The sequence below is a fragment of the Oscillospiraceae bacterium NTUH-002-81 genome (assembly GCA_032620915.1).
GTDB lineage: Bacteria > Bacillota > Clostridia > Lachnospirales > Lachnospiraceae > JAGTTR01.
This window is the reverse complement of sequence record CP136052.1, coordinates 3,231,477-3,245,307: the sequence shown is the minus strand read 5'-3', so window position 1 is coordinate 3,245,307 and position 13,831 is coordinate 3,231,477. Positions and strand designations below refer to the sequence as shown.

At 54.8% G+C, this 13,831-nt stretch carries 13 protein-coding genes; all 13 read left to right on the top strand.

The features are described 5' to 3' along the window. The first annotated feature begins 39 nt into the window (after positions 1-39). The 13 genes from rapZ to RJD28_16095 all read left to right on the top strand — a co-directional run bounded on the left by rapZ (position 40) and on the right by RJD28_16095 (position 13,665). Positions 40-918: an RNase adapter RapZ gene (gene rapZ / locus RJD28_16155; protein ID WNV57703.1), complete on the top strand. Its 879-nt coding sequence runs from the start codon at positions 40-42 to the stop codon at positions 916-918. An 18-nt stretch (positions 919-936) separates the two neighbouring features. Further along, positions 937-1,929: a DNA-binding protein WhiA gene (gene whiA / locus RJD28_16150; protein ID WNV57702.1), complete on the top strand. Its 993-nt coding sequence runs from the start codon at positions 937-939 to the stop codon at positions 1,927-1,929. Continuing rightward, positions 1,904-2,158 carry an HPr family phosphocarrier protein gene (locus RJD28_16145; GenBank protein ID WNV57701.1) on the top strand — a complete coding sequence of 85 codons (255 nt, stop codon included), beginning with the start codon at positions 1,904-1,906 and terminating at the stop codon, positions 2,156-2,158. Before whiA ends, RJD28_16145 begins: the two co-directional genes overlap by 26 nt. Positions 2,159-2,352: 194 nt before the next feature. Then, a complete protein-coding gene (locus tag RJD28_16140) occupies positions 2,353-2,763 on the top strand; it encodes a hypothetical protein (protein ID WNV57700.1) in 411 nt (136 codons plus the stop codon). A gap of 151 nt (positions 2,764-2,914) precedes the next feature. Further along, positions 2,915-3,607 carry a methyltransferase gene (locus RJD28_16135; GenBank protein WNV57699.1) on the top strand — a complete coding sequence of 231 codons (693 nt, stop codon included), beginning with the start codon at positions 2,915-2,917 and terminating at the stop codon, positions 3,605-3,607. Beyond that, the gene (locus RJD28_16130) at positions 3,567-4,070 is read left to right on the top strand and encodes a methyltransferase (protein WNV57698.1); all 504 of its coding nucleotides are present in this window, start codon (positions 3,567-3,569) and stop codon (positions 4,068-4,070) included. Before RJD28_16135 ends, RJD28_16130 begins: the two co-directional genes overlap by 41 nt. Beyond that, the gene (locus tag RJD28_16125) at positions 4,070-6,595 is read left to right on the top strand and encodes a hypothetical protein (GenBank protein WNV57697.1); all 2,526 of its coding nucleotides are present in this window, start codon (positions 4,070-4,072) and stop codon (positions 6,593-6,595) included. The genes RJD28_16130 and RJD28_16125 overlap by 1 nt, the downstream gene beginning before the upstream one ends. 55 nt (positions 6,596-6,650) lie before the next feature. Then, positions 6,651-7,766 carry an aminopeptidase gene (locus RJD28_16120; GenBank protein ID WNV57696.1) on the top strand — a complete coding sequence of 372 codons (1,116 nt, stop codon included), beginning with the start codon at positions 6,651-6,653 and terminating at the stop codon, positions 7,764-7,766. Positions 7,767-7,934: 168 nt separating this feature from the next. Then, a complete protein-coding gene (locus RJD28_16115) occupies positions 7,935-8,927 on the top strand; it encodes a rod shape-determining protein (protein ID WNV59656.1) in 993 nt (330 codons plus the stop codon). 114 nt (positions 8,928-9,041) lie between these two features. Further along, complete coding sequence (locus RJD28_16110) at positions 9,042-11,273, top strand: ATP-dependent RecD-like DNA helicase (protein ID WNV59655.1); 2,232 nt, start codon at positions 9,042-9,044, stop codon at positions 11,271-11,273. Positions 11,274-11,321: 48 nt separating this feature from the next. After that, on the top strand, positions 11,322-12,134 hold the full coding sequence (locus tag RJD28_16105) for a ComF family protein (GenBank protein WNV57695.1): 813 nt from the start codon (positions 11,322-11,324) through the stop codon (positions 12,132-12,134). 69 nt (positions 12,135-12,203) lie between these two features. After that, entirely contained in the window at positions 12,204-12,653 is a 450-nt protein-coding gene (locus RJD28_16100; GenBank protein ID WNV57694.1) for a hypothetical protein, read from the top strand. Next, positions 12,613-13,665: a hypothetical protein gene (locus RJD28_16095; GenBank protein ID WNV57693.1), complete on the top strand. Its 1,053-nt coding sequence runs from the start codon at positions 12,613-12,615 to the stop codon at positions 13,663-13,665. The genes RJD28_16100 and RJD28_16095 overlap by 41 nt, the downstream gene beginning before the upstream one ends. Positions 13,666-13,831: the final 166 nt, after the last annotated feature.

Below are 13,831 nucleotides of genomic sequence, written 5' to 3'. Positions count from 1 at the left end.
CGAACGGAAGAAACAGGTGGAACAGGCAGGAGGAAAAGAATGCGTTTTGTGATTGTGACCGGCATGTCCGGAGCGGGCAAGACAACAGCCCTGAAGATGTTGGAGGATATGGGATATTTCTGTGTAGACAATCTTCCGATATCGCTCATTGAGAAGTTCGCAGAGCTGACCTTTACCTCCGGCGGAGAAGTAAATAAGGTGGCGCTGGGCATCGACATCCGAAGCGGACAGGCTCTGGGGGAGATCGAACAGGTTCTGGAGCGTCTGACCATGGATGGCAGACAGTACGAGATCCTTTTCCTGGATGCGGCGGACGATGTGCTGGTGAAGCGATACAAAGAGACGAGACGGGTACATCCGCTGGCGAAGGACGGGCGGGTGGATAAGGGCATTGCTCTGGAGCGGGAGCGTCTGGTGTACTTAAAACAGCATGCGGAGTACATCATTGACACGAGCCGCCTGCTGCCCCGGGAGCTGAAGAGCGAGCTGGAGAAGATATTTGTTCGCAACCAGGAGTTCAAGAACCTGGTGATCACAGTACTGTCCTTCGGGTTTAAATACGGCATTCCGGCGGATTCGGATCTGGTATTTGACGTCCGGTTTTTACCGAATCCCTACTATATAGATGAATTGAAGGCAAAGAGCGGCAACGACAAAGAGGTACAGGATTATGTCATGGGCTTTTCCGTGGCAACAAAGTTCCTCGACAAGCTGGAGGATATGCTGGCCTTTCTTATCCCGAATTATATTCAGGAGGGGAAGAATCAGCTCATCATCAGTATTGGATGTACCGGCGGCAAGCACCGGTCGGTGACGCTGGCAAACCGCCTCTACGAGAGACTGGCGGCGCAGGATGCCTATGGAGTGAAGATCGAGCACCGGGATATTGAGAAGGATGCGGTGCGCAAGGCGTTGTAAGCATGACGGGAGGAAGGCATGTCTTTTTCCAGTGAAGTAAAGGATGAACTTTCCAGACAGCTGCCCCAGGCAAGGCATTGCCGGATCGCGGAGATCACGGCGATCATCAGCATGTGCGGGCGGATCCTGATCGATCAGGACGATCATTACCGGGTGCTGGTGCACACGGAAAATATCGCAGTGGCGAGGAAGTATTTTGAACTGATCCGGCGGACGTTCGACGGCATTTTGCCGGAAGTGTCTATCCGGCAGAATATTCTTTTGAAAAAAAGCAGAATTTATAGTATAGTAATCAAAGATCCTGTACAATCCATGACGGTTTTACAGGCGGCAAAGCTGGTAGATGAGACAGGAGAAATCCGGGAGAACCTTTCTCTTGTCAACAACCGGGTGATCCAGAGCAGCTGCTGCAAGCGGGCATTCATCCGGGGCGCATATCTGGCAGCGGGATCCATGAGCGATCCCAACAAGTCCTATCATTTCGAGATCGTGTGCGCCACACAGCCCAAGGCGGTGCAGCTGCAGGAGATGATCGGATGCTTCGGGCTGGAAGCCCGTGTGGTAGAGAGAAAGCGGCATTATGTCGTTTATCTGAAAGAAGGCTCCGGGATTGTGGACATTCTGAATGTGATGGAGGCCCATGTGGCCCTCATGCAGCTGGAGAATGTCAGAATTGTGAAGGAAATGCGCAATTCCATCAACCGGAGGGTAAATTGCGAGACAGCGAACATTACCAAGACCGTGTCGGCGGCGGTGCGTCAGATTGACGATATCCGTCTGATCGATGAGGTGCTTGGGCTTCATACACTGCCGGACGCTCTGCGGGATATCGCGGAGGTACGGCTGCAGAATCCGGACGCCCCATTGCATGTGTTGGGGAACATGCTCACACCTCCTGTTGGAAAGTCAGGGGTGAACCACAGACTCCGGAAATTGTCACAGATGGCGGAAGAGATAAGGGAAAATAAGGAGGAACAGGGTAATTATGAAAAAGCAGGTAGTAACGATTGAGATCGCATCAGGGCTGGAAGCAAGACCGGTGGCGATGCTGGTACAGGTGGCCAGTCAGTATGACAGCGAGATCTACATCATGAGAGACAACAAGAAGGTCAATGCCAAGAGCATCATGGGCATGATGACACTGGGGCTGGACATGGGCGACAGCATCGAGGTCAGCACCAACGGCACCGATGAGGAGAAGGCCATGGAGGCCATCGTGGAGTATCTTTCTGCGAAGTAATATTACAGTTCACTCGAATATCGGGCAGGCAGATTTCATGCTCGCATGAAAATCCGGATGCATGGATATTCGAAGGGAGCGCCTGATTATGAGCAAAAATAAACTGTAATAAGAAATCTGTGTGAAAATGTTTTCACCCTTCACTCTGATCTTGCATAAGATAAGGTAAGTTGACAGGGCAAGGGGGAATTGCGGTGGAACATGGTGCCGCAGGCGGAAGCGACGGCAGAAAACTGCCCTTTTATATGACGTTTCCTTTTTCGGAAAATCTGTCCGCAGAGAGCGAGAACGAACGGGATATGCAGAGAATGGCGGAGCTGTACCCGCCCGCAGCCAGAAGGCTCTGGCCGCAGGTGGAGGATACGTGTGACCGCTGGGAGTACGACGGCAGTGCGATGTATGCCCAGTACCCTGACAGAATCTGGATCCACCGGGAGGCCGAGCGGATTGGCAGGCAGCTGGCAGAGGAAGCACAGAAAGACGAAAACGATGGAACGAACACCCGGGCGCAGGCGCTGACTGAAATGGCAGAATTGCTGCTTTTGCAGGAAATCTACCGGAGAAGGTGCAGACGTAGGCGTGTCCGCGGTCATTTTGTTTATTGAAATTTAAGTTGTAGTTTGCCTGAGAAGGTTTTAGAATATAGTCATAACTGCCCGGTTATGGCTATATTTTTTGCGCGAGCAACGAGGCAAAGTCTGCGCTTGCGCGAGACCTTGGCGAGTGCCGCGACAGCGAATGAAAAAGGAGATCTTTATGGAGAAATTATATAAATTACTGGACGAGGTTTTAACCTTTGACCTGATCCAGGCGACGGTCAGCGGGCCGAGAAAAAAAGGCGGGATCCTGAAGGTGAAGATCCGGCCGGTGATCATCCGGGATGACCTGGTGTTCCAGGCCAGCGCCCAGGAGGAGAAGAAGATTTTTCACAATAATTATAAGAAGAAAGAGATGGTCCGAGAGCTGGGCCGTCTGTTGGACGGGGAATTTTCCCAGCTGCAGATCCAGATGCCGGGGGAACTGATCACGGTGCTGGCGGGCAAGAAGGGCAACGTGACAATCCGGCGGAAGAAGCAGGAGACGAAAGCGGCACCCCGGGATCTGTCCCATGACCGGAAGAAGACGTATCTGCTGCCCACGGATCAGCCGCTGCCGTTTCTGGTGGATCTGGGGCTCATGACCTCGGAGGGAAAGCTGGTGAAGGGAAAGCAGGACAAGTTCCGGCAGATCAACCGTTTTCTGGAATTTGTGGCGGACGTGGTGCCGCATCTGCCCACAGACCGGCAGATCACCGTGGTGGATTTTGGATGCGGCAAGTCCTATCTGACCTTTGCCATGTATTATTTTCTGCATGAGCAGAAGGGCTTTGATGTGCGCATGATCGGCCTGGATCTGAAGGAGGATGTCATTGCCTCCTGCAGCAAGCTGGCGAAAAAAATACGGCTATGAGGGACTGACCTTCCTGGTGGGCGACATTGCCTCTTATGAGGGGATGAACAGCGTGGATATGGTGGTGAGCCTGCACGCCTGCGACACGGCCACGGACTACGCCCTGTACAAGGCCATCAGCTGGAGTGCTTCCGTCATTTTGTCGGTGCCCTGCTGTCAGCATGAGTGCAATCAGACGCTGAAAGCGGAGGGTGTGCTGGCTCCGGCACTGAAATACGGCATCATCAAGGAACGGATGGCGGCCCTTTTTACCGATGCTATGCGGGCCAACCTGCTGGAGCAGCAGGGTTATCAGGTACAGCTGCTGGAATTTATTGACATGGAGCATACGCCGAAAAATATTCTGATCCGGGCGGTGCGGGGACAGGCAGCCGCTGATCCGGCGGCCTATGAAGCGCTGCGGGATTTCCTGCACACACCGCTGATCCTTGACCGGCTGCTGGGAGAGGAGAAGAAGGCCTGATGAGAAAGATTCTGATACGCATCGGTGTTCTTGTGGCTGTGTTTTTCCTGGGAATCTTCCTGTTCAGCCATTTTATGAATATTGAAAATACAGACCGTACCAGTGCGATGGCAGAGCCTACGCTTCCGGTGGTGTACGTGCGGGACGGCGATCAGCTCATCAATGAGATGTACGGCTATACCGGACAGATGCAGGCCAATTATATGCGGGATACGCTGACCCTGTTGCCGTCCGATTACCGGCTGACGGTGGATGTGGACACCTACGGCAGAACGATCAACAAGATCAGCTATGAGGTGCGAAGCGCCGATGCCACCCGCCTGGTGGAAAACACAGAGGTCACTTACCTGACGGAGAAGGACGGTTATCTGGAGGCAGAGCTTCCGCTGAAGAAGCTGCTGGATCAAAACGAGGAATATATTTTGCAGATCGTGCTCCATGCGGACAATGATCAGGACATTTCCTATTATACGAGGATCGTGGACCGGCAGAGTCGTGATATTTCCAATGAGCTGGCATTTTGTCTGGATTTTTCGGAAAAGACCTTCGATCCGGACCGGGCGGCGGAGCTGTCCTCCTATCTGGAACCCAATGCTTCCGGGGACAACAGCAGCTTTGCCCATGTGGACATCCATTCCAGTTATCGGATGGTGGTGTATAATGGACTGAATGCCCAGCGGGTGACCAGCCCGCAGCTGTCTGTCATGGAGGTGCGCAGCAATTCGGCTTCCTTCCGTCTCACCTATCTGATGACGACCCAGGAGGGAGAGGACAGCCCGGATTACTATAATGTGACGGAATATTTCCGGGTGCGTTCCGGCGATGGTCGGATGTACCTGCTGGATTATGAGCGGACGATGAACCAGATCTTCATGCAGTCCGGTACGGAATATGGCAAGAGCTCCATCACACTGGGCATTTTGGATGAGGCGGCAGAGTTCCAGACATCCGAAGACAGCAAGGTGGCGGCCTTTGTACAGGAGGGAACGCTGTGGAGCTTCAACAACACCAACGGCCAGGTGACGCGGATCTACGGCGACACGGACAACATTACGGATGTCCGCAGCCGCCGGTGTGATTACGAGATCAAGATCGCGGATGTGGATGAGAGCGGCAGCATGGATTTCATCGTGTACGGTTATATGAACAGGGGCGACCATGAGGGCGCGGTGGGCATTCTGGCCTGTCGCTATGATGCCACCATGAATACGGTGGAGGAAAAGGCTTTTATTCCTTATGATAAGAGTTTTGCCCTGATGGGACAGCAGATGGGGCGGCTGGCGTACATCAATCGCAATCAGCAGATGTACTGTATGCTGGACGGCGCGGTGTACAACATCAACCTGAACGACCGCACCTGGGAGACGGTGGTGGAAAATCTGCCTGAGGACTGCTATGTGCTGTCGGAGGACGGACAGGTATTTGCCTGGCTGGAGGAGAAAGACTATGACCATTCCATGAACCTGCATCTGCTGAATCTGGAGACCGGCACTTCCTTTGTGGTGTCTGCCGGAGCCGGGGAATATGTGCGGCCGGTGGGCTTCATGGAGCATGACCTGGTGTACGGGATCGCGGATGCGGACAGTCTGACCAATGATGCCACGGGCAACCTGATCTTCCCGATGAAAGCGGTGAAGATCGTGGATGAACAGGGAAACGATGTGAGAGAATACAGCCAGAGCGGCATTTACATCCTGGGCGCCCGGCTGGAAGGCGCCATGATCACCCTGGAGCGGGCCACCCTTTCCGACGGCACGTACGTGGCCATTTCGGACGATCAGATCATCAGCAATGAAAAAGCGTCCGAGAGTCAGACGGTGCAGGAAACGTTTGTGACCGATACGCGAAAAAAACAATATCGGATCGTCTTTTCTTCGGAGTTGAAGGAAGTGCAGCCCCAGATCCGGGAGCCGAAGCAGGTACTCTTTGAGGTATCCCGGGCACTTTCCATCAACCGGGACGGGCAGACCGATCATAATTTCTATGTATATGGAAGGGGCCGTCTGGACATGATTACCCAGAGGGCCGGAGATGCCATTGCCCGGGCAGACGCGCTGCAGGGCGTGGTGGTCAACGGCGGCCAGAGCTATATCTGGGAAAAAGGCGGCCGCGTAACCAAGATCCAGATCAGCGGCATTACCGCCCGGGCGGCGGCTGCCGGGGAATCCAGCGTTTCCGTGTGCGTGGAGCAGATGCTTAATTATGCGGGCATTTATGAAAATGTACAGGAGCAGATGACAACGGAGGGCAAGACCGCCCTGGATATGCTGCGGGAGTATCTGCCGGGACAGGTGGTGGATCTGAGCGGCTGTTCTCTGGACGCGGCGCTTTATTTCGTCAGCCGGGGCGTGCCGGTATTTGCCATGAAGAGCGCGGATACGGCGGCACTCATTGTGGGTTACGATGAATTCGGCAACCTGATCTTGTACGATGCGGTCAGCGGCAGCATCGGAAAGACCGGCCCTGCGGACAGCGAGGCCATGTTTGCGGCGGCAGGCAACGTATTTATCAGCTACGTGCCGTAAAGAAGCTGAAAAGCTGAGCGGACAGAATAAAAAGACAAAAAGAGAGGGAAAAAACATGGACGAGAGAATCAAAACACTGGCACACAACCTGGTGAACTACTCCTGTGGCGTAAAGGAAGGGGATAAGGTGTATGTGCACTACATTGGCAACGACACCGAGCCCCTGGCCCGTGCCATCATCAAAGAAGTATATCTGGCAAAGGGCATTCCTTTTGTGCACAACACCGAGCCCCGGGTACAGCGGGAAGTGATCATGCACTGTACCGAGGAGCAGCTGCGGCTCATGGCAAAGCTGGACTGCGAGGAAATGTCTCAGATGGACTGCTATATTGCTGTCCGCGGAACAGACAACGTATCCGAGCTTTCCGATGTGCCGGCAGAAAAAATGAATCTGTATGAGAAATTATATTCCACCCCGGTGCACCACGATATTCGGGTGCCCAAGACCCGCTGGGTGGTGCTGCGCTATCCCAACACGGCTATGGCACAGCTGTGCAACACCAGCACCGAGGCATTTGAGGACTTCTATTTCAATGTGTGCACCCTGGATTACAGCAAGATGGCAGAGGCCATGAAACCGCTGGCAGCTCTCATGGAGCGCACCGACAAGGTTCGTCTGGTGGGCCCGGGCACAGACCTGACCTTCTCCATCAAGGGTATCCCGGCCATCCCCTGCGCAGGCAACCTGAATATCCCGGACGGCGAGGTGTACACGGCGCCGGTGAAGGATTCCGTCAACGGCACGATTTCCTATAATGCACCGTCCTTGTATCAGGGCTTTACCTTTGAAAACGTGTGCCTGACCTTTGAAAACGGCAAGATCGTGAAGGCGACCGCCAACGACACCGACCGGATCAACCAGGTGCTGGATGTGGACGCAGGCGCCCGCTATGTGGGCGAGTTTGCCATCGGCGTGAACCCCTATGTGCTGCACCCCATGAAGGATATTCTGTTTGATGAGAAGATCCAGGGCTCCATCCACTTTACCCCGGGCAACTGCTATGATGAGGCGCCCAACGGCAACCACTCTTCCGTGCACTGGGATCTGGTGTGGATCCAGCGTCCGGAGTACGGCGGCGGCGAGATTTATTTTGATGATGTGCTCATCCGCAAGGACGGACGGTTCGTTCTGCCGGAGCTGGAGTGCCTGAACCCGGAAAACCTGATGTAAAGACTGCCTGCGGCAAAACCAAAACCTTAAGAATAAATGAAATTTACCGAAATCAGGGAAAAAGGACTTTTTTTTTACCAGTATTTTGTATATAATATTTTTGCGTATATGTCCGCACCGGGCGGATATCAGGACGCCCAGTAAGAGAGGAAGAGGAATGCAAAGATGATGATTTCGACAGATATTGGAATAGATTTGGGAACTGCCAGCATTTTGGTTTATGTCAGAGGCAAGGGGGTTGTGTTGAAGGAGCCCTCGGTCGTGGCCTTTGACCGGGATTCGAATAAGATCAAGGCTATCGGCGAGGAGGCCCGGCTCATGCTGGGAAGAACGCCGGGCAACATTGTGGCTGTGCGTCCCCTACGGCAGGGTGTTATTTCCGATTATACCGTAACCGAGAAGATGCTGAAGCACTTTATCCAGAAGGCCATCGGCAAGAAGACGTTCCGGAAGCCCCGGATCAGTGTGTGCGTCCCCAGCGGCGTGACCGAGGTAGAGAAGAAGGCCGTGGAGGATGCCACCTATCAGGCAGGCGCCAGAGAGGTCATGATCATTGAGGAGCCCATTGCGGCTGCCATCGGTGCAGGTATCGATATTTCCAGACCCTGCGGCAACATGGTGGTGGATATCGGCGGCGGAACGACAGATATCGCTGTCATTTCCCTGGGTGGCACGGTGGTCAGCACTTCCATCAAGATCGCCGGAGATGACTTCGATGAGGCCATCGTCCGTTTCATGAGAAAGAAGCACAATCTGCTCATCGGTGAGCGGACGGCGGAGGATATCAAGATCAAGATCGGTTCCTGTTTCCCCCGTCCGGAGGTGGATACCCTGGATGTGAGAGGCCGTAACCTGGTGACAGGTCTGCCGAAGACCGTCACTGTAACCTCCGAGGAGACAGAGGAGGCGTTGAAGGAGACGACGCTGCAGATCGTGGAGGCTGTGCACGGCGTGCTGGAGAAGACGCCGCCGGAACTGGCTGCGGACATTGCAGACCGGGGCATCGTGCTCACAGGCGGCGGCTCTCTGCTTCGTGGTCTGGAGGAGCTCATTGAGGACAAGACCGGCATCAATACGATGACGGCAGAGGATCCGATGACGGCAGTGGCCATCGGAACGGGTAAATATGTGGAATTCTTAAGCGGGGACCGGACAGAGTAACCGTTCGGTGCCGGATGCAGGGCAGATAAAGTCAAGTGAGAGGGCGCGGAGGCGTCCTCTTGCGTTTTATAGGAGGCTGTGGGGTCGGCCTTATGTACAGAGGAGGTGGACGGGCTGGATACCGTCAAGGGTTATGTGGAACATATTATTTTCCGCAATGAGGAAAATGGCTATACGGTGCTGAATCTGGTGACAGAGGGGCAGGAGCTGACGTGCGTGGGTACCTTTTCCTATATCGGGGAGGGGGAACTGCTGGAAGCGTCGGGGACGTTAAAGGAGCATCCCATGTACGGGGAGCAGCTGCTCATCGAATTCTACGAGCTGAAGACACCGGAGGATGAGGTGGCCATGGAGCGGTATCTGGGCAGCGGTGCCATTAAGGGCATCGGCTCGGCGCTGGCGGCCCGGATCGTCCGACACTTCAAGGGCGAGACGTTCCGCATCATTGAGGAAGAGCCGGAGCGGCTGGCGGAGATCAAGGGCATCAGTGAGAAAAAGGCCCGGGAGATCGCGGCCCAGCTGGAAGAGAAGAAGGACATGCGCAAGGCCATGATGTTCCTGCAGCAGTATGGCGTTTCCAACAATATGGCGGTGAAGCTGTATGGAAAATACGGGGACGAGATTTACCGGGTACTGCAGGAGAATCCGTACCGTCTGGCGGATGAGGTGAACGGCATCGGTTTCCGGGCGGCAGATGAGATCGCCCGCCGGGCCGGCATCGCTGCAGACTCGGATTTCCGCATCCGCAGCGCCATCACTTATATGCTGCTGCTGGCGTCCGGACAGGGACATACGTGTTTGCCCGTGGATATTTTAAAGCGCAATGTCCAGGAGATCCTGGGCATGGACGTGGAGGATTTTGATCAGTATCTCATGGATCTGCTCATGGATCGGAAGATCATCCGCAAGGAAAAAGACGGCGTGGTGAAGATTTACGCCTCCAATTATTATTATCTGGAGATGGACACGGCCCGGATGCTGTTTGATCTGCGGGTGCGCTACGATGTATCGGAGGCAGCGCTGGATCACCGGATCGCTTCCATTGAAGAAAATACCGGCATGAAGCTGGATGAGATGCAGCAGGAAGCCGTGCGGGAAGCGGCCCGCCAGGGATTGCTGGTCATCACCGGCGGCCCCGGTACGGGCAAAACGACGACCATCAATGCCATCATCCGCTATCTGGAGTCGGAAGGGCTGGACATCCGGCTGGCGGCACCCACGGGCCGGGCAGCCAAGCGGATGACGGAGGCCACCGGCTGTGAAGCCCAGACCATCCACCGGCTGCTGGAGCTGTCGGGCGGGCCGGACAGCGAGGGCGGCACCCAGGCGGCCTCCTTTGAGCGGAACGAGCAGAATCCGCTGGAGACGGACGCGGTCATCATCGACGAGATGTCCATGGTGGACATTCATATCATGCATGCTCTGTTAAAGGCGCTGATCCCGGGCACCCGGCTCATCATGGTGGGTGACGTGAACCAGCTGCCCTCTGTGGGGCCGGGCTGTGTGCTGAAAGACATCATCCGTTCCGAGGCTTTTCCGGTGCTGCGGCTGACGAAGATTTTCCGGCAGGCATCCAAGAGCGACATCATCGTCAATGCCCACCGCATCCACCGGGGGGAGCAGGTGCCGCTGGACAATAAGAGCATGGATTTCTTTTTCCTGAAACGGTATGACGCCAACATCATCATCCGGGTACTGCTGACGCTCATTCAGGAAAAACTGCCCAAATTCGTGGACGCCAAGCCCTTTGACATTCAGGTGCTGACGCCCATGCGAAAAGGCGTGCTGGGGGTGGAACGGCTCAACAGTGTGCTGCAGCAGTATCTGAACCCGCCGTCCCCGGAGAAAAAGGAGAAGGAGCACGCAGGCGGCCTGTTCCGGGAAGGGGACAAGGTCATGCAGATCCGGAACAATTACCAGATCGAGTGGGAGGTGCGCAGCCGCTACGGCATTTTGAGCGACAGCGGCACCGGTGTGTTCAACGGCGACATGGGCATCGTCAAAGAGATCCTGCCCTTTTCCGAGCAGATGACGGTGGAGTTCGACGAGGGCCGGTGCGTGACCTACAGCTTCAAGCAGCTGGATGAGCTGGAGCTGGCCTACGCCATCACCATACATAAAGCCCAGGGCAGTGAGTATCCGGCGGTGCTGCTGCCGCTGCTGACGGGCCCCAGACAGTTGTTTAACCGGAACCTGCTCTACACGGCGGTGACCCGGGCACGAAAATGTGTCACCGTGGTGGGCAGCCCGGAGACCTTTGCCCAGATGATTGAGAACGAAAACGAGCAGAAACGCTACAGCGGCCTGCTGGATCGGATTGAAGAGTTCCGGGAGGGGAAATACTAAGCATAAGAGAGAAAATCTGTCAGAAGAGAGTCATGGGAAAGGATTGCCATGACGAAAAACGATTTGCTGGATATTTTTTACCCGCCCCGGTGTCCGGGGTGCGACCGGATCCTGCCGCCGGGGCAGGGCGGAACGGTGTGCGCCGTCTGCCGGAGCCTGGACAGGCCAAGGCCGGTGCGTGCCCCCTATTGCCTGAAATGCGGGAAACCGCTGGAGGATTTTCGGCAGGAATACTGTCAGGACTGCCGGAGGCATCCACCCGTATTCACCCAGGGGCGGGCAGCCTTCTGGTACCGGGAGATGGAGGATGCCATGCACCGGTTCAAAAACCGGGGACGGCAGGAATATGCCCGGGCTTATGGGAAAGCATTATGGGAGGTATATCAGGAAGTGCAGGCCCGGTGGCGGGTACAGGCGCTGGTGCCCATTCCCATCCACCGCAGCAGAATGCGGCAGCGGGGGTATAACCAGGCGGCGCTTCTGTGCCGGGAGCTGTCCAAAAGAAGCGGCATCCCGGTGCGGGAGGATCTGCTGATCCGCAGTCGGAAGACTGGATACCAGCGGGCGCTGAATGATGAAGACCGGCGGGAGAATGTGAAGGACGCGTTTATTGTGGCAGAGCAGGCTGACGAACATGTGGCTGATGTGCGAGTATGGGATACATTCACGGACAGGCGACCATACAGGCAATGGTATAATCAGACACAGAAATGTGAGTATGAAGCAATGCCCGCGCGTATTCTATTGGTGGACGATATTTATACAACGGGGAGCACCATGAACGAGGCGGCGCGCACTCTGCTGGCAGCGGGGGCGAAGCAGATCTACTGTCTGTCGGTATGTATCGGGAAGGGGTACTAGCCAGATGCTTTTTCCTGTGTTATAATTCTGATATGTGTGAAAATGCATAGACCGGAATTGAGGTGGCATATGTTAAACGAAGAGAGAATCCGTCTCATGACAAAGGCAGCGGAGTTCGAAGCGCGGGAAGGCCGGGAGGCTTTTAAAGTAAATGAGTATTTCCGGGGCGACTATGTGACATTTCATATGGTGAAAGCCTGGATCGGCGGCACCATCGCCTTCCTTCTGGGGGCTGTGCTCTGGCTGGCCTGCCGGATGGAGCAGTTGCTGGCCGAGATGTATACGCTGGATTTTGCAGGCCTCGGTATGAGCGTGGTGAAATGGTACGTTTTGTTCATCATCGTGTATGAACTGATTGTATTTCTTGCCTATTACCGGAGATATACCCGGGTGCGGGAAGAGATGAAAGAATACTATGCACAGCTTCGCCAGATCAGCGGGCTGTACGAGCAGGAAGATCAGCGGCTGGAGGGCCGTGATGCGACAGGAGGCCGCGGATACGATGACGATTTTGTATGAGATAAGAGAACAGATCAAATATTACTACAGCAAGTATGACATGTATATCCGCACACTGCTGAAGTTTGTCATGGGCCTGTTTGTGTTTTTCATGATCAATGCGAAACTGGGCTTCATGAGCAGGCTGGATAACTTTGCCATACCGGTGCTGTTGAGTCTGCTGTGCAGCTTTTTGCCGGTGAACTGCATGGTGCTCTTTGCCGTGCTCATTGTTCTGGTGCAGCTGTTTGCGCTTTCGCTGGAGCTGGCGGCCGTGGCAGCGGTTATCCTGCTGATGATGCTTTGCCTTTATTTTATCCTGGCACCGAAGGACGGCTATCTGCTGGTGCTGACGCCGCTTTTGTTTGCACTGAAAATGCCTTATGTGATGCCCATTGTGGTAGGCCTGGTGGGAACTCCTCTTGGGATCGTACCGGTGTCCTGCGGTGTGGTGGCTTACTATATCATGCATTTTGCGTCTGCGAATGCGGCAACCTTCCAGAACAGCAGTACCGATGCCATAACAGACCGGATCAAGTTTATGATGGAGTACATGATCGGCAATAAGGAAATGATGCTGACCATCGTTGCCTTTGCCATTGTGCTGGCGCTGGTGTACATTCTCCGCCGGACTTCCATGGATTACGCCTGGTATATTGCCATCGGCGCAGGCGCCCTTGCCAATATCCTGATCTTCCTCATCGGGGATTTCGCCATGGATATTTCCAATTCGATCCTGGGGCTGCTGGTGGGCACGGTGCTGTCCGTGGCGGCAGCGCTGGTGGTGCAGTTCTTCGTGTTCAGCGTGGATTATGCGGGCACCCGGAAGGTGCAGTTCGAGGACGACGAGTATTATTATTACGTGAAAGCGGTGCCGAAGATCACCATATCGGCCAAGGATAAGCAGGTGAAGGAGATCCATTCCCCTTCAGGAAAGCACCGGGATGGACAGCGTGCCCGACGGCAGCAGGAGCATTCCCAGGCAAAGAGACGGCCGCGGCCAACGCAGAGCGCGGAGCATGGAAACAGATAGGACAGATGTGAGAAAATAAAGGATATGTTCACAATGCGCTTACCGCATACAGGCGCGGGGCAAAGGCTGTGGATGTATCGAGAAATATAGCATGGAATTCTTTGTATTCCTGCCGTGTTCTGGCAATGAAGAATATTGCGGAATGGTCGAAAGATATGAAATGAGG